21 protein-coding genes are annotated in these 24304 nt (G+C 72.4%); 16 read left to right on the plus strand and 5 right to left on the minus strand.

Going from position 1 to position 24304, the window contains the following annotated elements; translation table 11 throughout:
• Nucleotides 1-35 precede the first annotated feature (35 nt).
• The 3 genes from qcrC to qcrB are packed head-to-tail and all read left to right on the plus strand — an operon-like array spanning nt 36 to nt 3633.
• Nucleotides 36-845 carry a cytochrome bc1 complex diheme cytochrome c subunit gene (qcrC, locus tag ACQPYE_RS08590; protein ID WP_498720434.1) on the plus strand — a complete coding sequence of 270 codons (810 nt, stop codon included), beginning with the start codon at nt 36-38 and terminating at the stop codon, nt 843-845.
• Nucleotides 842-1966 (plus strand): cytochrome bc1 complex Rieske iron-sulfur subunit, encoded by a 1125-nt coding sequence (gene qcrA / locus ACQPYE_RS08595; RefSeq protein ID WP_498720435.1) that lies wholly within the window; start codon nt 842-844, stop codon nt 1964-1966. The genes qcrC and qcrA overlap by 4 nt, the downstream gene beginning before the upstream one ends.
• On the plus strand, nt 1963-3633 hold the full coding sequence (gene qcrB / locus ACQPYE_RS08600) for a cytochrome bc1 complex cytochrome b subunit (protein ID WP_498720436.1): 1671 nt from the start codon (nt 1963-1965) through the stop codon (nt 3631-3633). The genes qcrA and qcrB overlap by 4 nt, the downstream gene beginning before the upstream one ends.
• 719 nt (nt 3634-4352) lie before the next feature.
• Here the strand turns inward: qcrB and ACQPYE_RS08605 are convergent.
• Nucleotides 4353-4637 carry an Lrp/AsnC family transcriptional regulator gene (locus ACQPYE_RS08605; protein WP_498720437.1) on the minus strand — a complete coding sequence of 95 codons (285 nt, stop codon included), beginning with the start codon at nt 4635-4637 and terminating at the stop codon, nt 4353-4355.
• Nucleotides 4638-4687: 50 nt separating this feature from the next.
• Entirely contained in the window at nt 4688-6391 is a 1704-nt protein-coding gene (locus ACQPYE_RS08610; RefSeq protein WP_498720438.1) for a DEDD exonuclease domain-containing protein, read from the minus strand.
• Nucleotides 6392-6540: 149 nt separating this feature from the next.
• Between ACQPYE_RS08610 and ACQPYE_RS08615 the strand changes: the two genes are divergently transcribed.
• The 4 genes from ACQPYE_RS08615 to ACQPYE_RS08630 all read left to right on the plus strand — a co-directional run bounded on the left by ACQPYE_RS08615 (nt 6541) and on the right by ACQPYE_RS08630 (nt 11702).
• The gene (locus ACQPYE_RS08615; protein ID WP_498720440.1) at nt 6541-7890 is read left to right on the plus strand and encodes an NYN domain-containing protein; all 1350 of its coding nucleotides are present in this window, start codon (nt 6541-6543) and stop codon (nt 7888-7890) included.
• 309 nt (nt 7891-8199) lie between these two features.
• On the plus strand, nt 8200-9240 hold the full coding sequence (locus ACQPYE_RS08620; RefSeq protein ID WP_498720441.1) for a C40 family peptidase: 1041 nt from the start codon (nt 8200-8202) through the stop codon (nt 9238-9240).
• A gap of 62 nt (nt 9241-9302) precedes the next feature.
• Nucleotides 9303-10562 (plus strand): basic secretory protein-like protein, encoded by a 1260-nt coding sequence (locus tag ACQPYE_RS08625; protein ID WP_498720442.1) that lies wholly within the window; start codon nt 9303-9305, stop codon nt 10560-10562.
• A gap of 9 nt (nt 10563-10571) precedes the next feature.
• Nucleotides 10572-11702: a glycosyltransferase family 4 protein gene (locus ACQPYE_RS08630; protein WP_498720443.1), complete on the plus strand. Its 1131-nt coding sequence runs from the start codon at nt 10572-10574 to the stop codon at nt 11700-11702.
• 138 nt (nt 11703-11840) lie between these two features.
• On the opposite strand, the gene ACQPYE_RS08635 is transcribed toward ACQPYE_RS08630, so the two are convergent.
• Nucleotides 11841-14729 (minus strand): AfsR/SARP family transcriptional regulator, encoded by a 2889-nt coding sequence (locus ACQPYE_RS08635; RefSeq protein WP_498720444.1) that lies wholly within the window; start codon nt 14727-14729, stop codon nt 11841-11843.
• A gap of 316 nt (nt 14730-15045) precedes the next feature.
• The gene (locus ACQPYE_RS08640; RefSeq protein WP_498720445.1) at nt 15046-16854 is read right to left on the minus strand and encodes an AMP-dependent synthetase/ligase; all 1809 of its coding nucleotides are present in this window, start codon (nt 16852-16854) and stop codon (nt 15046-15048) included.
• Nucleotides 16855-16966: 112 nt separating this feature from the next.
• Here ACQPYE_RS08640 and ACQPYE_RS08645 point away from each other — a divergent pair, with 112 nt between their 5' ends.
• The 7 genes from ACQPYE_RS08645 (at nt 16967) to ACQPYE_RS08675 (ending at nt 22138) form a co-directional block, all read left to right on the plus strand.
• Nucleotides 16967-17347 (plus strand): polyketide cyclase / dehydrase and lipid transport, encoded by a 381-nt coding sequence (locus ACQPYE_RS08645; RefSeq protein ID WP_498720446.1) that lies wholly within the window; start codon nt 16967-16969, stop codon nt 17345-17347.
• 11 nt (nt 17348-17358) lie between these two features.
• A complete protein-coding gene (locus tag ACQPYE_RS08650; RefSeq protein ID WP_498720447.1) occupies nt 17359-18147 on the plus strand; it encodes a metallophosphoesterase family protein in 789 nt (262 codons plus the stop codon).
• A gap of 27 nt (nt 18148-18174) precedes the next feature.
• Nucleotides 18175-18612, plus strand: a complete 438-nt coding sequence (locus ACQPYE_RS08655; protein ID WP_498720448.1) for an SRPBCC family protein — start codon at nt 18175-18177, stop codon at nt 18610-18612.
• Complete coding sequence (locus ACQPYE_RS08660; RefSeq protein ID WP_498720449.1) at nt 18609-19802, plus strand: ArsA family ATPase; 1194 nt, start codon at nt 18609-18611, stop codon at nt 19800-19802. The genes ACQPYE_RS08655 and ACQPYE_RS08660 overlap by 4 nt, the downstream gene beginning before the upstream one ends.
• A gap of 5 nt (nt 19803-19807) precedes the next feature.
• Nucleotides 19808-20140, plus strand: a complete 333-nt coding sequence (locus tag ACQPYE_RS08665; protein WP_498720450.1) for a hypothetical protein — start codon at nt 19808-19810, stop codon at nt 20138-20140.
• On the plus strand, nt 20134-21105 hold the full coding sequence (locus ACQPYE_RS08670) for an ROK family glucokinase (RefSeq protein ID WP_498720451.1): 972 nt from the start codon (nt 20134-20136) through the stop codon (nt 21103-21105). Before ACQPYE_RS08665 ends, ACQPYE_RS08670 begins: the two co-directional genes overlap by 7 nt.
• A gap of 100 nt (nt 21106-21205) precedes the next feature.
• Nucleotides 21206-22138 carry an anti-sigma factor RsbA family regulatory protein gene (locus tag ACQPYE_RS08675; RefSeq protein WP_498720453.1) on the plus strand — a complete coding sequence of 311 codons (933 nt, stop codon included), beginning with the start codon at nt 21206-21208 and terminating at the stop codon, nt 22136-22138.
• A gap of 193 nt (nt 22139-22331) precedes the next feature.
• Here the strand turns inward: ACQPYE_RS08675 and ACQPYE_RS08680 are convergent, their stop codons facing one another.
• The gene (locus ACQPYE_RS08680) at nt 22332-22820 is read right to left on the minus strand and encodes a hypothetical protein (RefSeq protein ID WP_498720454.1); all 489 of its coding nucleotides are present in this window, start codon (nt 22818-22820) and stop codon (nt 22332-22334) included.
• Between the two features lie 200 nt (nt 22821-23020).
• Here ACQPYE_RS08680 and ACQPYE_RS08685 point away from each other — a divergent pair, with 200 nt between their 5' ends.
• Nucleotides 23021-23767, plus strand: a complete 747-nt coding sequence (locus tag ACQPYE_RS08685; RefSeq protein WP_498722865.1) for a lysophospholipid acyltransferase family protein — start codon at nt 23021-23023, stop codon at nt 23765-23767.
• Between the two features lie 22 nt (nt 23768-23789).
• Nucleotides 23790-24302 carry a polyadenylate-specific 3'-exoribonuclease AS gene (locus tag ACQPYE_RS08690; protein WP_498720455.1) on the plus strand — a complete coding sequence of 171 codons (513 nt, stop codon included), beginning with the start codon at nt 23790-23792 and terminating at the stop codon, nt 24300-24302.
• Nucleotides 24303-24304: the final 2 nt, after the last annotated feature.

Here is a 24304-nt window from a genome sequence, read left to right on the forward strand (position 1 = left end):
ACCCCGAACTCACACCAGCAAGGGTTGCCGCACACATGACCACCAACACCACACGGGCCCGGAAGCGCGGCACGAAGCTGCGCCGGCGGATCTCGGGCCTGCTCGCGCTGGGCTTCGCGCTGCTGGCCGCGGGCTTCCTGTTCAGCGCCCTCGCGCCGCAGCCGCAGACCGCGCAGGCGCAGGACGACCCGGCGCAGGTGCGACTGGGCGAGCAGCTCTACAACAACACCTGCATCACCTGCCACGGCAAGAACCTCGACGGCGTCGAGGACCGCGGACCCAGCCTGATCGGCGTCGGCGAGGCGGCCGTGTACTTCCAGGTGTCCTCCGGCCGCATGCCGATGGCCCGCCAGGAGGCGCAGGCGCAGCGCAAGCCCGCCAAGTTCACGCCGGAGGAGGTGGACGCCATCGGCGCGTTCATCCAGTCCCGCGGCGGCGGCCCGCAGACCCCCGAGGAGCGCGGTGAGGCGCTGCGCGGCGAGGACCCGGCCCGCGGCGGCGAGCTGTTCCGGCTCAACTGCGCGGCGTGCCACAACTTCACCGGCCGCGGCGGGGCGCTGTCGTCCGGCAAGTTCGCGCCCGAGCTCGACGGGGTGGCCGAGGAGCAGATCTACACCGCGATGCTCACGGGCCCGCAGAACATGCCGAAGTTCTCCGACCGGCAGCTCACGCCGGAGGAGAAGGAAGACATCATCGCGTACATCAAGTCGGTGACCGACGGGAACAACAACCCCGGCGGCGCCCCCCTCGGCGGCCTGGGGCCGGTATCAGAGGGCCTGATCGCGTTCATCGTGGGTATCGCCGCACTGATCGGCGTGACCCTCTGGATCGGAGCCAAGGCATGAGCGGCGAGAAGCCGACCAACGTGCCCGACGAGGCAGAGCTCGCCGGGATGAGCAGGGATGAGCTGGTCAAGCTCGGCACGAACCTGGACGGCGTCGAGATCGTCCACTACGAGGAGCGCTGGCCGGTCAAGGGCACGCGCGCGGAGAAGCGCGCCGAGCGACTGGTGGCCCTGTGGTTCGCCATCGCCGCGCTCGCCGGCATCGCGTTCCTCGTGGCGTTCATCTGGTGGCCCTGGAAGTACGAGGCCCCGAACACCGAGCACCACTTCCTGTACAGCCTGTACACGCCGGTCATCGGCCTGACCCTGGGCGTCTCGATCCTGGGTCTGGGCATCGGCGCGCTGCTCTACACGAAGAAGTTCATCCCCGAGGAGCTGGCCGTCCAGCAGCGCCACGACGGCGGCTCCACCGAGGTGGACAAGGCCACCGTGCTGGCCGAGCTGGCCGACGCGGGCGACCGCTCCACCATCGGTCGCCGGTCGCTCATCAAGCGCACCGCGGGCCTCGGCGCCGGCGTGTTCGGCCTGGGCGTCCTGGCCGTGCCGCTGGGCGGCCTGATCCGCAACCCGTGGGCGGACAGCGACAGCAAGGACTCCCTCTGGCACACCGGCTGGAAGGCCGAGAACGGCGAGAAGGTCTACCTGCGCAACTACACCGGCGACCCGCACGAGGTCGTCCTGGTGCGCCCCGAGGACCTGGACGCCGGTGGCTACATGACCGTCTTCCCGTTCCGGGAGTCCGAGCGCGACGACGAGCACGCGCTCGTCGTGGCCACCAAGCGGGTCGACAACCCAGTCCTGCTGCTCAAGTTCCGCCCGAACCAGCAGATCGTGAAGCGTGCGGGCCAGGAGGACTTCAACTACGGTGACGTGTACGCGTACTCGAAGATCTGCACCCACCTCGGGTGCCCGGCTTCGCTGTACGAGCAGCACACCGGCCTGCTCCTGTGCCCCTGCCACCAGTCGCAGTTCGACGTCTTCCACTACGGCAAGCCGCGGTTCGGTCCGGCGACCCGGGCGCTGCCGCAGCTTCCGATCACGGTTGACGAGGACGGATACTTGATTGCCCGCAGCGACTTCATCGAGGCTGTGGGTCCGGCGTTCTGGGAGCGTAAGTCATGAGCGGCATCACCACGCCGACCAAGCGGCAAGGAGCTGCCGGCCGCGTGGCCGGTGGTGCCGCGAAGTGGGCTGACGACCGGTTCCACATGGCCGGTGGCATCCGGAAGCAGATCAACAAGGTCTTCCCGACGCACTGGTCGTTCCTGCTCGGCGAAGTCGCGCTGTACAGCTTCATCATCCTGCTGCTGTCCGGCACGTACCTCGCGCTCTTCTTCGACCCGTCGATGGAGGAGATCCTCTACGACGGCGCGTTCACGAACCTGCAGGGCATCCCGATGTCCCGGGCCTTCGAGTCGACCCTGGAGATCTCGTTCGAGGTCCGCGGTGGCCTGTTCGTCCGCCAGGTGCACCACTGGGCCGCGCTGCTGTTCATGGGCGCGATCGTGATCCACATGTTCCGGATCTTCTTCACCGGCGCGTTCCGGCGCCCGCGTGAGATCAACTGGGTCATCGGCATCGTGCTGTTCATGCTGGGCGCGATCGAGGGCTTCCTCGGCTACTCGCTGCCCGACGACCTGCTGTCCGGCACCGGCCTGCGGGTGATGGCGGCGCTGCTGATCTCGTTCCCGGTGATCGGCACCTGGTTGAACTGGCTGGCGTTCGGCGGCGAGTTCCCCGGCACGGAGATCATCCCGCGGCTCTACACGCTGCACATCCTGGTCATCCCGGCCATCCTCCTGGCGCTCATCGCCGTCCACCTGGGCCTGGTCTGGTACCAGAAGCACACCCAGTTCCCGGGCGTCGGGCGCAAGGAGACGAACGTCGTCGGCGTGCGCATCATGCCGGTCTTCGCGGCCAAGGGCGGTGGCTTCTTCGCCGTCGTCGTGGCGATCACCGCGATCATGGGCGGCGTCTTCCAGATCAACCCGGTCTGGAACTTCGGCCCGTACAACGCGGGCCAGGTGTCGGCGGGCGTGCAGCCAGACTGGTACATGGGCTGGACGGACGGCCTGATCCGCCTGTGGCCCGCGTGGGAGCTCTACCTGGGCGACTACACGGTGCCGGAGCCGTTCCTGCCGTTCATGCTGGGACTGCCGCTGCTGACCGGCATCGCGGCGGTGTACCCGTGGATCGAGCGCAAGATGACCAAGGACTACGCGCACCACAACCTGCTCCAGCGCCCCCGCGACGTGCCGGTCCGGACGTCGCTGGGCGCCATGGCGATCGCGTACTTCATGGTGCTGCTGCTCTCGGGCGGCAACGACATCATCGCGATGAAGTTCGACATCTCGCTGAACGCGATGACGTGGATGGGCCGCATCGGCATGCTCCTCGTCCCGCCGCTGGCGTACTTCATCACCTACCGCATCTGCATCGGTTTGCAGCGCGCGGACCGCGAGGTGCTGGAGCACGGTGTCGAGACGGGCATCATCAAGCGCCTGCCGCACGGCGAGTTCATCGAGGTCCACCAGCCGCTCGGCCCGGTGGACGACCACGGCCACCCGCTGCCACTGGCCTACCAGGGCGCGTCGGTGCCGAAGAAGATGAACAAGCTGGGCTCGGCCGGACACCCGGTGCCGGGCAGCTTCCTCACCCCGGACCCGCCGGAGGAGAGCGCCGCCGTGGCCCGTGCGCGGGCCGAGCGCGGTGTCTCGGCGGACGCCCTGACCGCCGAGAACAAGTCGGCGGGCGAGTTGGCCGGGAAGCCGTCCCAGCCGGAGGACTGATCGTCACGTCACGCGACAAGGCCCCGCACCGTGGTGGTGCGGGGCCTTTCGCATGTCCGGGGGTTTTTCTGCCTGCCGGTTCTTCTGCCTGCGGTCTTCGGTGCTTTAAGAGCTCTCAAGGGTTTAAGAGCTTCAAGAGCTTGTCCTCGCCGGACGGGCAGATCAGCAGGATGACCCCTGGTCGGGTGGTTGTGCTGCGGGTCCGTTGTGGGTCCGGAGTCCGTGTCATCCCACCGACCTCCACAAGGGCTACCGCACGTATCAAGGGGGCGGTTCCAGCGGAAAGGTTCCTGGTGGGGTGGGATGTGCCCCCTTGACACGCGCGGTAGGGCTGCGCCAGGTCGGCGGGATGACACGAACCCCTCCTTTGGGAGGAAGGGCCTGCCAGTGGGCCGATGGGGGCGGATCGGGGTCGTTTCGCGTGGGCCGCGTGCGGCTATGGGCTGACTGCCAGCACTGGTTATTGCAAATAGAGGGGTTCGTGTCATCCCGCCGACCTGGCTTTGCCCTGCCGCGCGTGTCAAGGGGGCGTGGTGAAGGTTTGGCTGCGGCGTCGACTGGGGGCCGCCCTCTTGATACGTGTGGTAGCCCGGAGGGAGGTCGGTGGGATGACACGTACCCCGGACCACGACGGACCCGGCGCTTGATCGCCTGGTCGGGGTCATCCTGCTGATCTGCCCGTCCGGCGAGGACATGCTCTTACAGCGGGTGCGGTGCGATCAGGAGTCTTCGAGACCGATGGCGAACGCCGCGTCCGTGTCGCGCTTCGAGTACGAACGGAACGAGATGTGGGTGTCCGTGTTCAGCACACCGGGCACCTTGGAGATGTGGCCGGGCACCAGGTCGGCCAGGTCCTCGTGGCGGGCGACCTTGACCAGGGCGATCAGGTCGACGTCGCCGGCGCACGAGTAGACCTCGGTGACGCCCTCGATGTCGGCGATCGCCTGCGCCGCGTCCGGGATGGTCTCGGCGGCGGCTTGGATCAGCACGATCGCGGTGATCACAGCGGTCCTCCACAAGTCATCGGGGTGTCGACCGACCACATGCTAGTGGCCTAGTGGCCCGCCACCCGGTACTGGTCGCGGCCTGCCTCGGCAAGGGCCACCCACTCCCGCCACGCGCCGGCGGCGAAGGCGGGCGACGTCCACGGCCGCTCGCAGTGGACGAGCCGCGTCCCCGGCCGGTCCATCCACCGCAGGACCACGCCGACCTCCTCGGCGGGCGCGCCGAACAGCGGGCCCTCGCCCGGGATCACCGTCTCCGCCGACGCCACCAGCGCGTCGACCACCGGCATCGGCCGCGTGCCCCGCCGCGCCACCCCGGCCGACGCCAACCGCCCGTGCCGCACCACGGCGAACTCCCACCCGCCGGACCCGTCGGGGCGCGCGGCCACCACCTCCGGCAGCGCCGCCAGCCCCGCGAGCCGCTGCGCACGGTCCAGCGAGCGCACCAACGACGACATCCGGTCACGGTGGGTGGCGGCGTCCTCGAACCGGTGCGCGAGGGCGAGCGCGTCGATCTGCGCGGTCAACTCCCGCAGCGGCGCGACGTCCGCCCCGGCGACCAGGCGGCGGAACGCCGAAGCGGCGGGGGAGTACTCGTCCACCGACTGCCGTCCCGCGCACGGGGCCTTGCACCGGCCCAGGTCGAACAGCGCGCACGGCGTGGCGGACGCGTTGCGCGCGGGGATCCGGATCGAGCACGCCCGCAGCGGCACGGCCTCCAGCATCGCCTCCTGAGCGGTCTCGGCGAGCCGCCGGGACCGGAACGGGCCGAGCGCACCCTCACGCGGCGTGCGGACCACGGAGAGGCGTGGGAACGCCTCGTCCGTCAGCACGAGCCACCACGCCTGCCCCTGGTTCTTGGAGCGCCGGTTGTAAGCGGGCTTGTGCGCGGTCAGCAGCCGCAGCTCCCGCACCTCCGCCTCCAACGAGTGCGCGCACTCCACCGCGTCCACCCGCACGGCCAGCGAGACCATCTCCCGCAGCCGCTTGCGCCCCTCGCTGGCGGTGAAGTACTGCCGGACCCGCCGCCGCAGGTCGGACGCCGTGCCGACGTAGAGGACCTCTTCCGACGGCCCGCGGAACAGGTAGACGCCCGGGGTGGACGGCAGGTGCGAGGCGAGGGTCCGCTTGCGCCGTTGCGCCGGGGTCACCTCGGGCAGGTAGGCGACCAGCTCCTCCACCGAGTGCACCCCGACCGAGCCGACCCGCTCCAGCAGGTGGTGCAGCACCTCGACGGTCGCGCGGGCGTCGATCAGCGCCCGGTGGTTCGGCTGCACGGACACCCCGAACAGGTGAGCCAACGCCGACAGCCGGCAGCTCGGCGCCTCGTCCCGGCTGAGCACCCGGCGGGCCAGCTTCACCGTGCACACGACGGTCGGCTTGGGCCACGTGTACCCGTGCCGGGCGCAGGCGGCCTTGATGAACCCCACGTCGAAGCCGGAGTTGTGCGCGACCAGCACCGCGCCGGCGGCGAACTCCAGGAACGCGGGCAGCACCGTGGTCAGCCGCGGCGCGCCGGTCACCATCATCTGGGTGATGCCGGTCAAGGCCACGACCTGCGGCGGAATGCCCTGCTCGGGGTCGACGAGGGTGCTGAACTCGCCGATCACCCGCCCGGCGCGCACCTTCACCGCGCCGATCTCGGTGATCGCGTCACCGTCCGCCCGGCCGCCGGTGGTCTCCAGGTCGAACACGACGAACGTGGTGTCGCGCAGGGGTGTGCCCAGTTCGTCGAACGTGAGCTGAGTAGTCATCGCGGGGCACGGTAGCGACCACCACCGACAGTCCGGCGAGGAGCGTCGGTCATCGAGCGGCGGCCGGGCGACGATCGAGGGGGCGGCCGAGCGGTGATCGAGCGGTGATCGAGCACGGCGTCGCAACACGACACAGCTAGCCTGTACGGGTGCAAGACCCGATCGAGCCAGCGGCAGGCGCCGACGACCTGGCACCAGACCAGGCCGTCGAGTCCACTGTGGACTGGTCCGCCCTCCCCGAGCCCCTGCGCGCGCGGCTCGCGGAGTTGAGCGCGGACGCGTTGGCCGACCTGGCGAAGGTCGACATCCCGCAGTCGCTGCGCGCCGTCGCCCGGTTCGCGCCCACCAAGCGGGCCCGGCTGGGCGCGCCGGTGCTGATCGGCGGCCTGAAGGCGTCGGCGAACTTCCGGGCCGCCGTGGTGGAGTGGCTGCGCCGCAACCGGCCGGGAGCGCTGGAGGTGACGTCGCCCGACCCGGTGGCGGCGGGCGCGGCGGCGATCCTGCAGGGCGAGGAGGTCGCGTCCCACTTCGTCGAGCTGGTCGGCAGGCGGGTGGCGGACGCGGCGCTGCGCTCCGAGCGCGACCTGGCCGTGCAGCGGGCCGAGCGGCTCGAGGTCGAGCTGGAGCGGCTCAAGGCGGAGCGGGCCGAGGCGGGCGGCGCGGTGGACAAGATCCGCGAGGCGTCCGAGGCCGAGCTGGAACGGCTGCGCAAACGGTTGCGCGAGCAGGGCGTGCGGTTGCGCGAGGCCAAGGACCGGGCCGAGTCGTCGTCGGTGGAGGTCGACCGGGTGCGCGCGGAGGCCGGGGCCGAGCTGCGCCGGTTGACCGCCGAACGGGACCGCGAGCGCGAACGGGCCGAGCACGAGCGCGCCAAGGCGCAACGGGCCGAGTCGGACGCCGAGGTGGCGCGCCAGTCGGCCAAGGAGGCGCGTCAGGCCGACGAGGTGCGGCTGGCCCTGCTGGTCGAGACGCTGGACGGCGCGGTGAACGGCCTGCGCCGGGAGCTGGCCCTCGGTGGTGCGGGCCCGCGGCCAGCGGACCTGGTGCGCGGGGCCAGCGCGGCGCAGGGCGCGGTCGGCCGGGTGGAGGACCCGGCGGCGTTGGACCGGTTGCTGGCGCTGCCCGCCGTGCACTTGATCGTGGACGGCTACAACGTCACCAAGACGGGTTACCCGGAGCTGCCGCTGTCGGACCAGCGGGACCGGTTGGTGCACCAGTTGGCGGTGCTGGCGGCGCGCACCGGCGCGGAGGTGACGTTGGTGTTCGACGGCGCGGGAGTGGTGGCCGTGCCGTCGTCCGCGCCGCGCGGGGTGCGGGTGCTGTTCAGCGATCCGGGCGTGCTGGCCGACGACGTGATCCGGGCCTTGGTGACCGCCGAGCCCGAGGGCCGTCCGGTGGTCGTGGTGACGTCCGACCGGGCGGTGGCCGATTCCGTCCGGCGGCGGGGCGCGCACCCGGTGCCGTCGGCGGTGTTGTTGGCCCGCCTGGGCAGGGTGTGACGCCGGGTGTGACACAGATCGTGTTTTTAACACCACCGGGGGTCACACGACCAGGTCACAGCTAGGCCGTATGAGAACAAAGGTGAACTTGGCGTGATTTCCTTACCCCGCTAGTGGACGCCGGACCTCACTTTTCGTAACCTAGCCGAGATCTCGCGGCGAGCAGTGGTCCATCCTGGGCCGCGACGCGGGTTCACCGCCGAATCGGCCTGTCGGGGTGCCGAGCCGGAAGTCCCCTCAACAGAGGTGTCGGGTCGCGTCACGCGCCCGGTCGGCAGGCGGGATCAGACGAAGGAGACACACGCGACTGTGGCGTCGCAACGACTCAAGCGCGGCCTGCGCGGGGCGATGGCGGCCACGGCGGTGGCCGCTGCCGCGGTGGGCGTCATGCCCGTACCCGCCGGAGCCCAGCCCAACACCCCCGCGAACGCCTCCGAGGCGCTGAAGAAGTACAACGAGCTGGCCGAGCAGGCCACCAAGCTCAACGAAGAGCTCCTGCGCGCCGAAGAGCAGCGCACCGCCAACCAGACCGAGCTGGACAAGGCCAACGCCGACCTGGCGCAGGCGACCCAGGCGGGCGAGCAGGCGCGGACCGACGAGGAGACCTTCCGGGTCCAGGTCGACAAGCTGACCGAGGCGTCGTTCGAGGGCGCGCGGTTCAACCAGCTGTCGGCGCTGCTGGTGTCCGACTCCCAGCAGGACTTCCTGAACCGCATGTCCGCGCTCGGCGTGCTCGCGTCGGACAGCAACGAATCGCTCGAACGGCTCTCCGGCGCGGTCGACGCCGCGGAGGACGCGCGGCAGAAGGCGGCGGACGCCCAGGCCCGCGCGCAGGCCGCGACCGACGAGGCGATCAAGATCGCCGACGACGTCAAGAAGCGCAACGACGAGTTGCAGGGCCAGATCACCGAGGTCAAGAACCAGCTGAACCGGCTGACCACGTCCGAGCGCACCACGCTGACCAGCACCGGTGAGAAGGTCACCACCAACGTGCCCGCGGGCGCGGCTGGTGCCGCGCTGCAGTTCGCGCTGGACCAGCAGGGCGACATGTACCTGTACGGCGCGACCGGTCCGGACCGCTGGGACTGCTCCGGCCTGACGTCGAAGGCGTACGCCTACGCCGGGGTGTCCATCCCGCGCACCTCCGGCGGCCAGGCGGGCGCCGGGCGTCCGGTCAGCCGCGGCGAGGTCCAGGCGGGCGACCTGATCATTTACAACGGCGGCAACCACGTGGGCATGGCGGTGGACAACGGGCGGGTCGTGCACGCCTCCACCGACGGCGTCCCGGTCAAGGTCGTGCCGCTGGAGAACCCCGGCAGCATCTACGCGATGCGGCGCATCGCGGGCTGACAGTCGCGTCCGGCAGGGCCATCCTCAGTGGGGGGTGGCCCTGCCGTTGACTTTGGAGGCTCGTGAGCCGCTTTCGGGGTGTGCTGGCCGCGTTGGTGGCCGTGACGTTCCTCGCCGGGCTGGTCACGGCCGTGGTCCCGGCGACCCCGTCCGCGCCGGCGTCGGCCGCACCCTCTCGTGCGGACGCCGTGCGGGCGTTGCTCGAACGGCGGGCGCGGGCGGTGCTGGAGCGGGACGAGCCGGCGTTCACCGCGGACCTCGACCCCCTCGCCGACGCCGCGTTCCGGCAGCGGCAGCGCGACCTGTTCCGCAACCTCGCCCCGGTGCCCCTGGCCGAGTGGGAGTACCCGGCCCCGGGTGGGTCGGAGGCCGACCTCGCCCAGCTCGACCTGCCCGCCGCCGACGAGGTGTGGGCCCCGGAGGTGCGGCTGTCGTACCGGCTGCGCGGCGTGGACGTGGAGCCGAGCAGCCAGGACATGGCCTACCTGTTCACCCGGCGCGACGGCCGCTGGTACCTCAACTCCGACACCGCGCTGGAGCCGCTGGGCAAGCGCACCTGGCGCGGGCCGTGGGACTTCGGTCCGAGCCACGTGCTCGCCGGCACCGGCGGGTTCGTGCTGAGCCACCCCGGTGGCGAGGTGCTGGCCGGCCGGGTGCTGGCGGAGCTGGCCGGCGCCGTCACGGCGGTGACCGAGGTGTGGGGCCAGGCGTGGGCGCGTCAGGTGGCCGTGCTGATCCCGGCGAGCCCGGCCGAGATGGTCGCGCTGGTCGGGCCGGGGTTCGCCACCGGCGCGATCGCGGGCGTCGCGGTGGCCGACCGGGTGGACCCGGACACGCACACCGCCCGAGGTCAACGGGTGGTGCTGAACCCGGACAGCGCGGGGGCCTTGTCGCCGTTGGCGTTGCGGGTGCTGCTGCGGCACGAGATCACGCACGTCGCGGCGCGCGGCGAGACCGTGGACGGCGCGCCGATGTGGGTGCTGGAGGGGTTCGCCGACTACGTGGGCTACCGGCGCAGCGACGTGCCGCCGCCCAAGGCCGCGCCGCTGCTCGCCGCGCGGGTGCGGCAGTCGTTGCCCGACGCCCTGCCCTCGGACGCCGACTTCCGCGGCGCCGGGATGGAGCTGGCCTACCAGGAGGCGTGGTCGCTGAACCTGCACCTGGCGTCGTCGCTCGGCGAGCCGGGCCTGGTGGCGCTGTACCGGCGGCTGGCCCGGGTTCGGGCGTCCGAAGTGGACGGCGTGCTGCTGGAGGTCACCGGCGGGGACGCCGCGGCGCTGGTGCGCGGGTGGCGGGAGTTCCTGCGGCGGTCGTTCCCGTAACGTGGTCGCGTGCGTCGGACCCTGTTGGTGACCAATGACTTCCCGCCACGGCCCGGCGGAATCCAGGCCTACCTGCACGCGCTGGCCGTGCGGCTGCCCGAGCTGGTGGTGTACGCGCCGTCGTGGGAGTCGCCGGCCGGCTCGCACCCGGAGTTCGACGCGGCGCAGCCGTTCGAGGTGGTGCGGCACCCCGGGACGTTGATGCTGCCCACGCCGGACGTCGTGCGGCGGGCGTCGGACATCCTGCGCGGGGCGCGCTGCGACGCCGTGTGGTTCGGTGCGGCGGCGCCGTTGGCGTTGATGACGTCACGGCTGCGTGCCGCCGGTGCGTCGCGGGTGCTGGCGTCGACGCACGGGCACGAGGTCGGGTGGTCGATGCTGCCGGGCGCGCGGCAGGCGTTGCGGCGGATCGGGTCGGACGCGGACGTGGTGACGTTCGTGAGCCGGTACACGCGGTCGCGGTTCGCGGCGGCGTTCGGGCCGTTGGCGGCGTTGGAGCACCTGCCCTCGGGGGTGGACACGTCGGTGTTCGCGCCTTCCCCCGCCGCACGGGCGGAGGTGCGCGCGCGGTACGGGTTGGGCGACCGGCCGGTGGTGGTGTGCGTGTCGCGGCTCGTGCCGCGCAAGGGGCAGGACGTGCTGGTGCGCGCGTTGCCGGAGATCCGGCGGCAGGTGCCGGACGCGGCGTTGCTGCTGGTGGGCGGTGGGCCGTACCGGGGGACGTTGGAGCGGCTGGCGGCGTCGGTCGGCGTGTCGGAGCACGTGGTGCTGACCGGGTCGGTGCCGTGGGAGGAGCTGCCCGCGCACTACAACGCCGGTGACGTGTTCGCGATGCCGTGCCGGACGCGTGGGCGTGGTCTGGACGTCGAGGGCCTGGGGATCGTGTACCTGGAGGCGTCGGCCACCGGCCTGCCGGTCGTGGCGGGGCGTTCGGGCGGCGCGCCGGAGACCGTGCGCGACGGCGTGACGGGACGGGTGGTCGACGGGCGTGGCGTGGCGGAGGTGGCCGACTCCGTCGCCGCCCTGCTGGCCGACCCCGGGACGGCCGCCAAGATGGGCGCCGCGGGCCGCGAGTGGGTCACCGCGAACTGGCGCTGGGACGACCTGGCCGACCGCCTGGTCCGCCTGCTCGACGCCTGAGCGTTCAACTCGGGGTACCCGAACGTAGGACACGCCTGTCCTGAACGTAGGACTCGCGCGGCGTGAAGGTAGGACTCTCGCGCGAGTCCTACGTTCGGAACGACCGTGTCCTACGTTCAGGTGCCCCGAGTTGAACGTTCAGGTGAGGTCGGTCAGGGCTTGGTCGACGGTGGCCAGCTCGGCGCGGGCGTGGCGTTCGGTGACGCGCAGGCCCAGGCGGGAGGTCAGGGTGACGGCCTGGGTGGCCAGGGACTTGGCCTCCGCGAGCTGGCCCAGGAGCCTGCGCACGCCCGCCAGGCCGACCAGGGCGCGGGCCTCGCCCGGCAGGTAGCCGATCCGACGCGCCTTGGTCAGGGCCTGCTGGAACTGCTCGTCGGCCGTGCGCAGGGAACCGAGACCGCGGTTCGCCGACGCCATCACCACCAGCACGTTCGTGGTGATCCGCTGGTCGCCGTCCTCCCGCAGCTCGGCCAACGCCCGGTCGGCCAGCTCCAGCGCCGCGGCGTGCTCGCCCAGGTCCAGGCGCACGGACGCGGTGCTCTCCAGCACCCGTGCGGCGGCCTCGCGGAACCCCGCCTCGGTCGACAGGCGCAACGCTTCGGACAGGTGCGTGAGCGCGCGCTGCGGCTCGCCCATGAGCTGGGACGCCACGCCCAAGAGCGTCAACGCGGTGATCTCGCTGCCCCGCGACCCGTGCTCCACGCTGATCGCCAGCGCCTCGCCCAGCAGGTCCACCGCCTCGGCCAGCTCGCCGGTCTCGATGGCCAACATGCCCAGCCCGGTCAGCACGCCCGTCTCGCCCGACCTCGACCCGCCGGACTCGCGCTTCAGCGCCAGGCACATCTCCAGGTCGTTGCGCGCCGAAGCCAGGTCGCCCGACTCCAGCCGCACCACGCCGAGGTTCCCGCGCACCTCCGCCTCCGAGACCAGGTCACCGGACATCCGGTGCAGGTCGACGGCACGCGTGTAGTGCGCGACGGACGTGTCGAAGTCGCCGAGCCGCCAGTGCAGCGTGCCCAGGTTCTGGTGCATCGCCGCCTCGCCCGCCACGTCGCGCTGCTCGTGCGCGGCGTCCAACCCGTACTGCGCGGTCGACAGCCACTCGGTGACGTGCTTGCCGATCCACAGGTAGCCGCGCAGCCCGTCGGCCAGCCGCCACGACATCGCGGCCGGCCCGCGTTCCGCCGCCGAACGGATCGCCGCGGTCAGGTTCGCCCGCTCCGCGTCCAGCCACGCCCGCGCCTGCGCCGCCGTCTCGATGCGCGGCAGCCGCACCGCCCGCCCGGCCGGCGTCGGCAGCCGCATCAGGTCCGGGTACAGCAGCTCGGCGCAGTGGTCGACGGCACGCACGTAGAACTCCAGCAGCCGCACGCGCGCCGCGGCCACGTCCTCGTTCCCGGCCTCCGCCATCTCGGCCGCGAACCGCGCCAGCTCGTCGTGGAACGCGTGCCGCCCGCCGTCGGCGCTCACCAGCCGCGCCCTGGTCAGCTGCCCGAGCAGCGCGGTGGCCTCCGGCACGGTCAGGTCGGCCGCGTTCGCCGCCGCCTCGGTCGTGAAGTCGGGCCCTGGCACCACGCTGAGCAGCGCGAACAGCCGTCGTGCGCCCGGCGGCAGGGCGGCGTGCGCCAGGTCGAGCGGACGGCGCTCGCCCAGCTTCTCCAGGTACCGCGCCACCGAACCGCCCGCCACCGACGCCGCCGCGATGTGCAGCGTCAACGGCAGGTGCCCGCACCGCCGCGCCAGCTCCTCCGCCGCCGGACCGGTCCGGTGCAGCACGGCCAGCGACTCGTCCGGCTCGAACACGTCCAGCCCGACCCGCCGGGCGCCGTCGACGGCGATCAGCCCGCGCAGGTCGTCCCGGCTGGTCACCAGCACCGGGCAGCTCGCCGCGCCGGGCAGCAGCGGGCGCACCTGGTCCGGCGCGGCGGCGTTGTCGAGCACCAGCAGCATCCGCCGACCCGTCAGCAACGACCGGAACAGCGTGCTCTGCTCGTCGGAGTCGACCGGGATCTGCTCCGGCGGCACGCCGAGCGCGCGCAGGAACCGGGTCAGCACCTCTACCACCGGCGTGGCCGGCCCGGACTCATACCCGCGCAGGTCCACGTACAGCCGACCGTCCGGGAACCGGTCCCGCAGCCGGTGCGCCACGTGCACCGCGAGCGCCGTCTTGCCCACTCCGGGCACGCCGGTCAGCGTCACGATCGGCACCGCGGTGCGCGGGCCGTCCGGCGCGATCAGCCGGGAGATCCGGTCGACCAGCTCGGCCCGGCCGACGAAGCCCGGCACGTCCGGCGGCAGCTGGTCCGGCACGTCCGGGTCGGCCCGCTCGGCGGGCGCGGCGAGGCTCGGGTCGCCGACCAGGATCGCCTGGTGCAGCTCGCGCAGCGCCGGGCCGGGCTCGATGCCGAGCTGCTCGTCGAGCAACCGGTCGACCAGCCGGAACGCCTCCAGCGCCTCGGCCTGCCTGCTGCCCCGGTACAGCGCCACCATCAGCTGCGCCCAGAACCGCTCCCGCAGCGGGTGGTCCGCGGTCAACGACCGCAGCACCGGCACCAGCCGCTCGTGGTTGCCCAGCGCCAGCTCGACGTCGTTGCGCTCCTCGTGCACCACCAGCAGCCGCTCGGCCAGCCGCGGCACCTCGTCGTCGCGCAACGCCTCGGACGGCACGTCCGACAGCGCCGGCCCGCGCCACAGGCCGAGCGCCTCGGCGTACAGCTCGGCGGCGTCGGCCAGGTGCCCGGACTGCGCGGCCTGCCGCGCCAGCCCCGCCGTGGTGGTGAACCGGTGCACGTCCACCCGCTCCGGCGGCACCACCAACCGGTAGCCGTCCGAAGTGGTCCGGATCAGCGACGGGTCGCCGAGCAGCTGCCGCAGCCGCATGACGTAGGTCTGCAACGTGCCGCGCGTGCGTGCGGGCGGGTCGCCGCCCCACAGGAAGGAGACCAGTTCCCCAATTGAGACGACCCGGCCGGCGCGCAGCGACAGGGCAGCCAGCAACGCCCGGTGCTTGCCTGCCCGGACAGGCACCGGTTGACCCTGTATGCGCACCTCAAGCGGGCCGAGAAGGCCGAACCACGGCCCAGCGCCCATCCGTCTGCGTCCCCTCGTTCCACCTTGCCGTGGGACAGCCTAGGGCGGGCGCTGACGGCAGGAGTCATCGCCGCGTCAGCGATACGACAGCGCGGTGCGGCACTCTGTGAAGCGTCCCGGTTGGGGGACCGGGACAACAGAACTTCTCGGGTCCGCGTCAGCGGATACGCGATCACTGGGGGTCGGGTGGCCCGCACTTCGGTGCGGGCCACTCGTCTATGTCCGACGGCCGCCGCCGCGCGACCTCACGGGGTCAGCCCGCGTAGATCGACTCGATGTCCTGCTTGTAGGTCGTGGCCACGACCGAGCGGCGCAGTTTCAGGCTCGGCGTCATCTCGCCGCCCGCCTCGGTGAAGTCCACCGGCAGGATGCGGAACTTCTTGATCGCCTCCGCCTTGGACACCGCCCGGTTGGCCTCGTCCACCGCGGTCTGGATCTCGGCGCGCAGGGTCTCGTCGTCCACCATCTCGGCCACGGTCGCCGACCCGGACTTGCCGTTCTGCTCCTTCCACGCCGGGAAGAACTCCGGGTCGATCGTGATCAGCGCGCCGATGAACGGCTGCGCGTCGCCGACCACCATGCACTGGCTGATCAGCGGGTGCGCGCGCAGGCGGTCCTCCAGCACGGCGGGCGAGACGTTCTTGCCGCCGGCGGTCACGATGATCTCCTTCTTGCGGCCGGTGATCCGCAGGAAGCCGTCCTCGTCGAGCTCGCCGATGTCGCCGCTGTGGAACCAGCCGTCGTCCAGCGCCTCGGCCGTGGCCTGGTCGTTGTTCCAGTAGCTCCGGAACACGATGTCGCCCTTGATCAGGATCTCGCCGTCCTCGGCGATGCGCACCGAGGTGCCGATCACCGGGCGGCCCACCGTGCCGACCCGGAACGCCGCCGCCGTGTTCACGCACGCCGCCGCGCTGGTCTCGGTGAGGCCGTAGCCCTCGAGCACCGGCACGCCGACGCCCCGGAAGAAGTGCGCCAGCCGCTCGCCCAGCGGCGCGCCGCCGGACACCGCCGCCGTGCACCGGCCGCCGAGCGCCGCCTGGAGCTTGCTGTAGACGAGCTTGGCGAACAGCGCGTGCTTGAGCTTGAGCCCGAGGCCCACGTTGCCGGTGTCCAGCGCCTGGCTGTAGGCCACCGCGGTCGCCTCGGCGGCGTCGAAGATCTTGCCCTTGCCCGCCGCGTGCGCCTTCTGCTTCGCGCCGTTGTAGACCTTCTCGAACACGCGCGGCACGGCCACCACGAACGTGGGCCGGAACGACTGGAGGTCTACCACCAGGTTCTTCACGTCGGAGGTGTGGCCCATGGTCACGCGCGTGTAGACACCGCACACCGACAGGGCGCGGGCCAGGATGTGGGCCAGCGGCAGGAACACCAGCAGCGAGTTGCCCGCCTGCATGAGCTCCGGGAACGCGATGATCCCGCCGCGCACCTCGGACAGCAGGTTGCGGTGGGTCAGCTCGCAGCCCTTGGGCCGGCCGGTGGTGCCCGAGGTGTAGACGATGGTCGCGGTGTCGTCCGCGCCGACCACCTTGCGCCGGGCCCGCGCGTCGTCGTCGGACACCGAGGCGCCCAGCGCGGTCAGCTCGTCGATCGCGCCCGCCGCGTCACCCGAGGGGCCGTCGACCTGCCACACGTGCCGCACCTCGGGCAGGCCGGCCACCACCGAGTCCACTGTGGCGCGGTGCTCGGAGGTCTCCACGAACACGGCCTTGGCCGAGGAGTCGGACAGGATCCACTCGACCTGCTCGGCCGAGGAGGTCTCGTAGATCGGGACCACGACGCCGCCGGCGTGCCAGATGGCGAAGTCGAGGAGGGTCCACTCGTAGCGGGTCTTGGACATCAGGCCCACCCGCTCGCCTGGCTGCAAGCCCGCCGCGACCAACCCCTTGGCGACCGCGAGGACCTGGGCGGCGAAGTCGCGGGCGGTGACGTCCACCCACGTGCCGTCCACGCGGCGGCGGAAGCTGACGGCGTTGCCGAAGCGCTCCGCGTTCGCCCACACCATGTCGGTGAGGTTCTCCTCGGCAGCCACAGTGGCGGTGGCGGGGACGCTGAACTCGCGCACGTCGACCTCCGGACGGTTGTTTGTTACCGGTGGGGAAACTTAGCCTGTGATTCCGGCGATACACCAGGCCGGCCCGCCTATCCGTGACCGTGTCGTGGCACTCTTCCCACCCGTGCCCAGTGTCGACGTCGTTGACGAGACGTTCCTCGCAGTGCCTCCGGCGGTGGTCGCCGCCGCCTTCGCGCCGCCCGCCGCGTGGGCGGAGTTCTGGCCGGACCTGACTCTCGACGTCTACGCCGACCGGGGCACCCAGGGGTTGCGCTGGACGGTCGCCGGCGCGTTGGTCGGCACGATGGAGGTGTGGCTGGAGCCGGTCCTCGACGGCACCCTGCTGCATTACTTCCTGCGTGCCGACTTGCCGGGCGATGCGTCCGACCAGCGGATACGTCGCGAGGTGCGCCGCCGCCAGTTGGCCGCCAAGGAGGTGTCACTCGGCCTCAAAATGATCTTGGAGGCCGGTCGGGCGCCCGGTGTGCCGCCCTCGCTGCCGTAGATTCGGGTCTTGTGCGGGTTCATGTCGTCTCGGACGTCCACGGCAACGCGGAAGCGCTCGCGCGCGCCGGCGACGGGGCCGACGCGCTGGTCGTGCTCGGCGACCTGGTCGACTTCGTCGACTACTACGACCACGGCAAGGGCATCCTCGGCCGGGTGTTCGGCGCGGAGAAGGTCGCGGTGTTCGCCCGGCTGCGCCGCGGCCGGTTCGGCGCCGAGACGGTCCGCTACATGCGGTCGCTGTGGGAGAGCCTGGACAACGCCGCGGACGTCGTCCAAGAGGCGATCATGGAGCAGTACACCGCGATGTTCGGGGTGATGAGCGCGCCCACCTACGCCACGCCGGGCAACGTCGACAGCCCCGAGCTGTGGCCGATGTTCGCCCGCGACGGCGTGCACGTCCTGGACGGGCAGGTGGCCGAGATCGGCGGGCTGCGGTTCGGCTTCGCGGGCGGCGCGGTGCTGCACCCGGGCTTCGTGCCCAACCGGCGCGGTCCGTGGCGGCCCTACCTGCGCACCGAGGAGGACTTCGGCGCGGCCCTCGCCGGGCTGGGCGAGGTCGACGTGCTGTGCACGCACGTGCCGCCCGCCGTGGCCGAGCTGACCTACGACGTGGTGGCCCGCCGGCCGGAGCTCGGCTCGACGTCGTTGCTGGAGGTGATCGAGCGCGACCGGCCCCGGTGGTCGGTGTTCGGCCACGTGCACCAGCCCATGGCGCGCCGGGCCAGGGTCGGCTGGACCGAGTGCGTCAACGTCGGCCACTTCCAGCGCACCGGCACGCCCCACGTCCTGCGTTGGTGAGCCGAACCACCGGGTAACCTCCCCGGCATGGCCGACGAGTCCACCCAGTCCATCGTCATCGACGCGACGCCCGAGGAGATCGCGGCGGTCATCGCCGACTTCGACGCCTACCCCGAGTGGGCCAACGGCGTGAAGCGCACCGAGGTGCTGGAGACCGGGGCGGACGGCCGCGCGGCGCAGGTCAGGTTCAACATCGACCAGGGCCCGATCAAGGACGAGTACGTGCTGGCCTACGACGAGTGGTCGCCGAGCCTCATCTCGTGGCGCCTGGTCAAGGGCCAGATGCAGAAGTCGCAGGAGGGCAGCTACCGGCTGACCCCCCAGGGCGGTTCGACCGAGGTCACCTACACGCTGTCGGTGCAGCTGGTCGTGCCCATGATCGGCCTGTTCCGCCGCAAGGCCGAGAAGATGATCATGGACACCGCGCTCAAGGAGCTCAAGCGCCGGGTGGAAAACGCTGGATGAGCGCCCGCCTGCTGCTGTTCACCGGTAAGGGCGGGGTCGGCAAGACGACCTTGGCCGCCGCCACCGCCACCGCGCTCGCCGCGGGTGGTCGCAAGGCGCTGGTCGTGTCCACCGACCCGGCCCACTCGTTGGGCGACGCGCTCGGCGTGCCGCTGTCCGGGCACGTCAGCGAGCTCGACGGAGGCTTGCACGCGGCCCAGGTCGACCCCCGCGCGCTGGTCGACGACGCGTGGCGCGACCTGCGCGGACACCTGCGGACCGTGCTCGCCGGCGCGGGTGTGGACGAGCTGGACGCCGAGGAGCTGACCGTCCTGCCCGGCGTCGAGGAGCTGCTCGCGCTGTCGGAGGTGCGTCGGCTGGCCGAGAGCGGGCCGTGGGACGTGGTGGTCGTCGACTGCGGTCCGACCGCCGAGACGCTGCGCCTGCTGGCGCTGCCCGAGGCGTTCGCCTCCTACCTGGAGCGGCTGTTCCCGACCCACCGCCGGGTGGTGCGCGGGCTGCTGGCCGGCGTCGCCGGCAGCGGCGCGGTCGAGAAGTGGGACGCCACCGCCGACGCGCTGGGCAGGCTGGCGGAGAGCCTGGACCAGCTGCGCGGCCTGCTGACCTCGCCCACGACCAGCGTGCGGCTGGTGCTGACCCCCGAACGGGTGGTCGCGGCCGAGACGCGGCGGACCGTGACGGCGCTGGCGCTGCAGGGCATCCGGGTCGACGGCGTGGTGGCCAACCGGGTGGTGCCCGACCCCGGCGCGGACCGCGGCCCGGCCGCCGCGTGGCTGCGCACCCGCCGGACCGAGCAGGACGCGGTGCTCGCCGAGCTCGCCGACCTCGGACCGGTGTCCACCGTGGAGCACCGGGCCGCCGAACCGGTGGGCGCGGACGCGTTGCTGGACGTCGCCGAAGGTCTCTACCAGGGGCGCGACCCGCTGGACGGCGCCTCCGACGACGAACCGCTGCTCTCCGTCGAGCGGACCGGCGAGCTGGAGTACACGTTGCGCGTCGCGCTGCCGGTCGGCGACTCGTCGCTCGACCTGGCGCGGGTGGGCGACGACCTGGCCGTGACGGTGGACGGCAGGCGGCGGCTGCTCGCGCTGCCGTCGCTGCTCAAGCGCTGCCTGGTGACCGGCGCGGAGCTGGACGACACCGGGTTGGCGGTGCGGTTCGCACCCGACCCCGATCTGTGGATGCGGTGAGGCACGTGGACTCGAAGCTCGCCGAAGAGCTGCGCCTGCTGCTCGACACCGCCGCCGAGCGGGCGCAGCCGTGGCTGCACCGGGTGGCCGCCGAGGGCGAGCACGACACCGGGACGTGCGGCTGGTGCCCGTTGTGCAACGCGGTGGCGCTGGCCCGCGGCGACCGGTCGGAGCTGGCCGCCAAGGCCGCCGAGCACGTGGCCGGGCTGGTCGCGGTGCTCCGCGCGGCGTTGGCGGAACCCGCCCCGCCTGTGCCGGAAGAGGAGCCCGCGCGGCCGGAGAAGCCGCGCGTCCAGCACATCCCCGTGGTGCGGCGTGACCGGGGCGCGCAGTGCTGACTGTCGGCGTCGACGTCGGCGGGACGAGCGTGCGCGCGGGCGTGGTCGACGGCGACGGCGCGGTCCTCGACACGGCGCGCGCGGCCACGCCGAGCGGCGAGGAGGCGTTGGAGGAGGCGATCGGCCAGGCCGTCGCCGAGCTGGCGGCCCGGCACCGGATCTCGGGCGTCGGCCTGGCCGTGGCCGGGTTCGTGGCCTCGGACCGGCGGACGGTGCGGTTCGCGCCGCACCTCGCGTGGCGGCAGGCGCCGGTGGCGGACCGGATCTCGCGGCGGGTCGGCATGCCGGTGGTGCTGGAGCACGACGCGAACGCCGCCGCGCTCGCCGAGCACCGGTTCGGCGCGGCGCGCGGCGCGAAGATCGCCGCGCTGGTCGCGATCGGCACCGGGATCGGCGGGGCGCTGCTGGTCGACGGGCAGGTGTTCCGCGGCGCGTACGGCGTGGCGCCCGAGCTGGGCCACCTGCGGCTCGTGCCGGACGGCCGGCCGTGCCCGTGCGGCAAGCACGGCTGCTGGGAGCGGTACTGCAGCGGCACGGCGCTGAGCACGACGGCGGTCGAGCTGCTGGCCCGCCACCCCGGCGAGTCGACCGTGCTGGCGCGGGAGGCGCTGGGTGACTCGCGGGCCGTCACCGGGCGTCGGGTGGCGGGCGCGGCGCGGGACGGCGACCCGTTGGCGCAACGCGCGATGGCGGACCTGGCGCGGTGGCTGGGGGAGGGGTTGGCGCTGGTCGCCGACGTGTACGACCCCGAGGTCGTGGTGATCGGCGGTGGCGTGTCGGAGTCCGCGCCGTTGTTCCTGGACGACGCGCGCGAGCGGTACGCGGCCGTGGTGACCGGGGCCGGGCACCGGCCGCTGGCCCGCATCCGGACCGCGCAGCTCGGCGACGACGCCGGGATCGTCGGCGTGGCCACGCTCGCGCGCGATGTGGCGGCGAGCACGGCCCGCAACGGTCGGCACCGTTGACCCGCGAGTCCGCGTAGCATCGCGGAATGCGGACCGCCGTCATCCGGGGACCGCGCGACCACCACGTCCGCGAGTCCCGCATCGACCCCGTGGTGCGCCGATGAGGTCCGGTGCGGCGAACGGGCACGTCGGCTACTTCCACGAGACCGCGTTCTACGGCAGCGACGACGACTACCGGTCGGTCGTGGTGCCGTTCGTGGACGAGGGCGTGGCGGCGTGCGAGCCGGTGCTGGTGGCGTGCCGCCCGGCCAACGAGCGGTTGGTCCGGGACGCGGTGGCCGACCCGTCCGGTGTCGTGTTCCTGCCCGGCGGCGACCAGTACGCCCGGCCCACCGAGGCGATCATGGCGTACCGGGAGCTGTTCGCGCGGTACGCGGGCGCGGCGCAGATCCGGGTGGTCGGCGACGTGCCGCACCCCGGCGTCGGCGTGGCGTGGGACTGGTGGTCGCGGTACGAGGCGGCGGTGAACGAGGTCTTCGCCGAGTACCCGCTGTGGGGCCTGTGCCCGTACGACCTGCGGACCACGCCGGCGCGGGTGCTGGCGGACGTGGTGCGCACCCACCCGCGCGTGGCCGGCACGGACGGGTCCCACCTGCCCAACCCGCGGTACCGGTCGTCGTGGACGTTGCCGCCGGTCGGGCCGACGGCGTTCGAGGCGGGGCGGCCGCTGGTCGAGCTGACCGACCCGACGCCCGCGCAGGCCAGGCGCGCGGTGACCACGGCGTGCGTCGGCACCCGGTTGAGCCACGACGAGGTGGACGACATCGTGTACGCGGCGAGTGAGGCCGTGACCAACGCCCAGGCGCACGGCAGGCCGCCCGTGCGGCTGCGGGCGTGGGTGGGGCCGAGGCACGTGCTGGTGGCCGTGACGGACCGGGGCGACGGGCCGCGGTCGCCCCTGGCCGGCCTCGTGCCGACCGACCGCACCGCGACGGCGGGCGTCGGCCTGTGGCTGACCCACCGGACGTGCCGCGAGGTGACCATGAGCCGCGACGCCGAGGGCTACACCATCCGCCTGCTCTCCGGCTCCTGACCCCCGAGAGTCCTACGTTCACGCCTCGCGAGTCCTACGTTCGCGTCACCCGTGTCCTACGTTCAGGGCACCCGAGTTGAACGCTCAGAACAAGATCGACTGTCCTGAGCGTTCAACTCGGGGTACGCGAACGTAGGACACGCGCGTCCTGAACGTAGGACTCGCGCGTTCTGGAGGTAGGACTCGCGAGGGGTCAGAGGACGGCGCCGTCGTCCCAGCCCGAGTCCGGGGGTTCGGTGTTGCGCATGCGCAGGATCAGCCAGCCGGCGCCCGAGCACATCACGATCAGCGCCAGCGGGGTGCCGAGCGCGCCCGTCAGGCCGAACAGGCCGGGGAACAGGAGCAGGACGACGCCCAGGAGGATCAGCAGCAACGCCCCGATCGTGCCCGGCCGCAACGCGGGCAGCGGAGGCGGCTCCGGCGGCACGTAGTGGTCGTTCGGGTCGTCCGAGTCCGTGTCGGAGTCCGGGTACGCGTCGGGGTCGTCGTCGGCCGTGGCCACGGCCGGGTGGCCCTCGGGCCGCGCGGACCGGGCGGGCTCGGCCTCGTCGGCCTCGTCCGGTTCGACCTCGTCGGGGTGGGCCTGTCGGCCCACGCCTTCGCGTTCCAGACCCGCCACGATCTCGGCGAAGGTCGCGTCGACGTCCTCCGGGCCGTCGGTCGAGTCGCGTCGGGAGTTCATCGGCGTGCTCCAGCCCTCCGGGTCGTGAAGGCCAATCCTCTGCCAGGTCCATCGTCCCACGAGCCCGTTGTGTCGCGGATTACGGCAGCCGGTGGCACTGGGGACCGTACCGCCTCGGCGTGGGTGTTCGTTGTGTGTTTCGCCGTCGGCTCCGTAGGCTGGCGGCGGGGATCAAGCACGTCGAGGAGGCGCTCGCCGCGGTGCTGTACTGGTTGATGAAACACATCTTTCTCGGGCCACTCCTGAAGCTGTTCTTCCGACCCCGGATCATCGAGGGCGCGGAGAACATCCCCAAGGACGGCGGCGCCATCCTGGCGAGCAACCACCTCGCGGTCTCCGACTCGTTCTTCCTCCCGCTGAAGCTGTCACGCCGGGTCACGTTCCCGGCCAAGATCGAGTACTTCACCGGCAAGGGGCTCAAGGGCCGGTTGCAGCGCTGGTTCTTCTACGGCGTCGGCCAGGTGCCGATCGACCGGTCCAGCGCGTCGGCCGCCCAGGGCGCGCTCGACACCGGCGTGCGGATCGTGCGCGAGGGCAAGCTGCTCGGCATCTACCCCGAGGGCACCCGATCGCCCGACGGCCGGCTGTACAAGGGCAAGGTCGGCGTGGCGTGGATCGCGCTGGAGTCCGGCGCGCCGGTCATCCCGGTCGCGATGTTCGGCACCGACAAGGCTAACCCCATCGGCTCGAAGATGTGGCGGCCGTACCCGATCCGGATCAAGATCGGCAAGCCGTTGGACTTCTCCCGCTACGAGGGCCTGGCCGGCGACCGGTTCGTGCTGCGGTCCATCACCGACGAGATCATGTACGCCTTGATGGAGCTGTCCGGCCAGGAGTACGTCGACGTCTACGCGGCCAAGGCCAAGGAGATGCCCAAGGGAGACGGGCGCGGCGACGGGAAGCCGGCGAAAGCGGTCGATCGGCTGCCCGAGACGAAGGCGGGCTGATCGGCACCCTTAGGCTGACGGGGTGCGGTTCTTCTACGACTGTGAGTTCATCGAGGACGGGGTCACCATCGACCTCGTCTCCATCGGAGTGGTCGACGAGGAAGGCCGCGAGTTCTACGCCGTGTCGACCGAGTTCGACCCGGCCAAGGCCGGACCGTGGGTGCGCGCCAACGTGCTCAACCAGCTGCCGTCGCCCGCCGACCGGGCGTGGCGCAGCCGGGAGCGCATCCGCGCGGACCTCCTCGACTTCGTCGGCGGGCCCAAGGCCAACCGGGACGACATCGAGCTGTGGGCGTGGTTCGCCGCCTACGACCACGTGGCGCTGGCGCAGCTCTGGGGCCCGATGCCGGCCTTGCCGCGCTGCCTGCCCCGGTTCACCCGCGACCTGCGGCAACGCTGGGAGGACGTGGGCAAGCCCCACCTGCCGCCGGCGCCCGCGGACGCGCACGACGCCCTCGCCGATGCCCGGCACAACCTCGCGCGCTGGAAGGTGATCGAGTCCGAACGCCTGCGGAAGGGCTTCACGGTCCGGTAGGT

This window comes from Actinosynnema sp. CA-299493 (assembly GCF_050946825.1).
Taxonomy (GTDB): domain Bacteria; phylum Actinomycetota; class Actinomycetes; order Mycobacteriales; family Pseudonocardiaceae; genus Actinosynnema.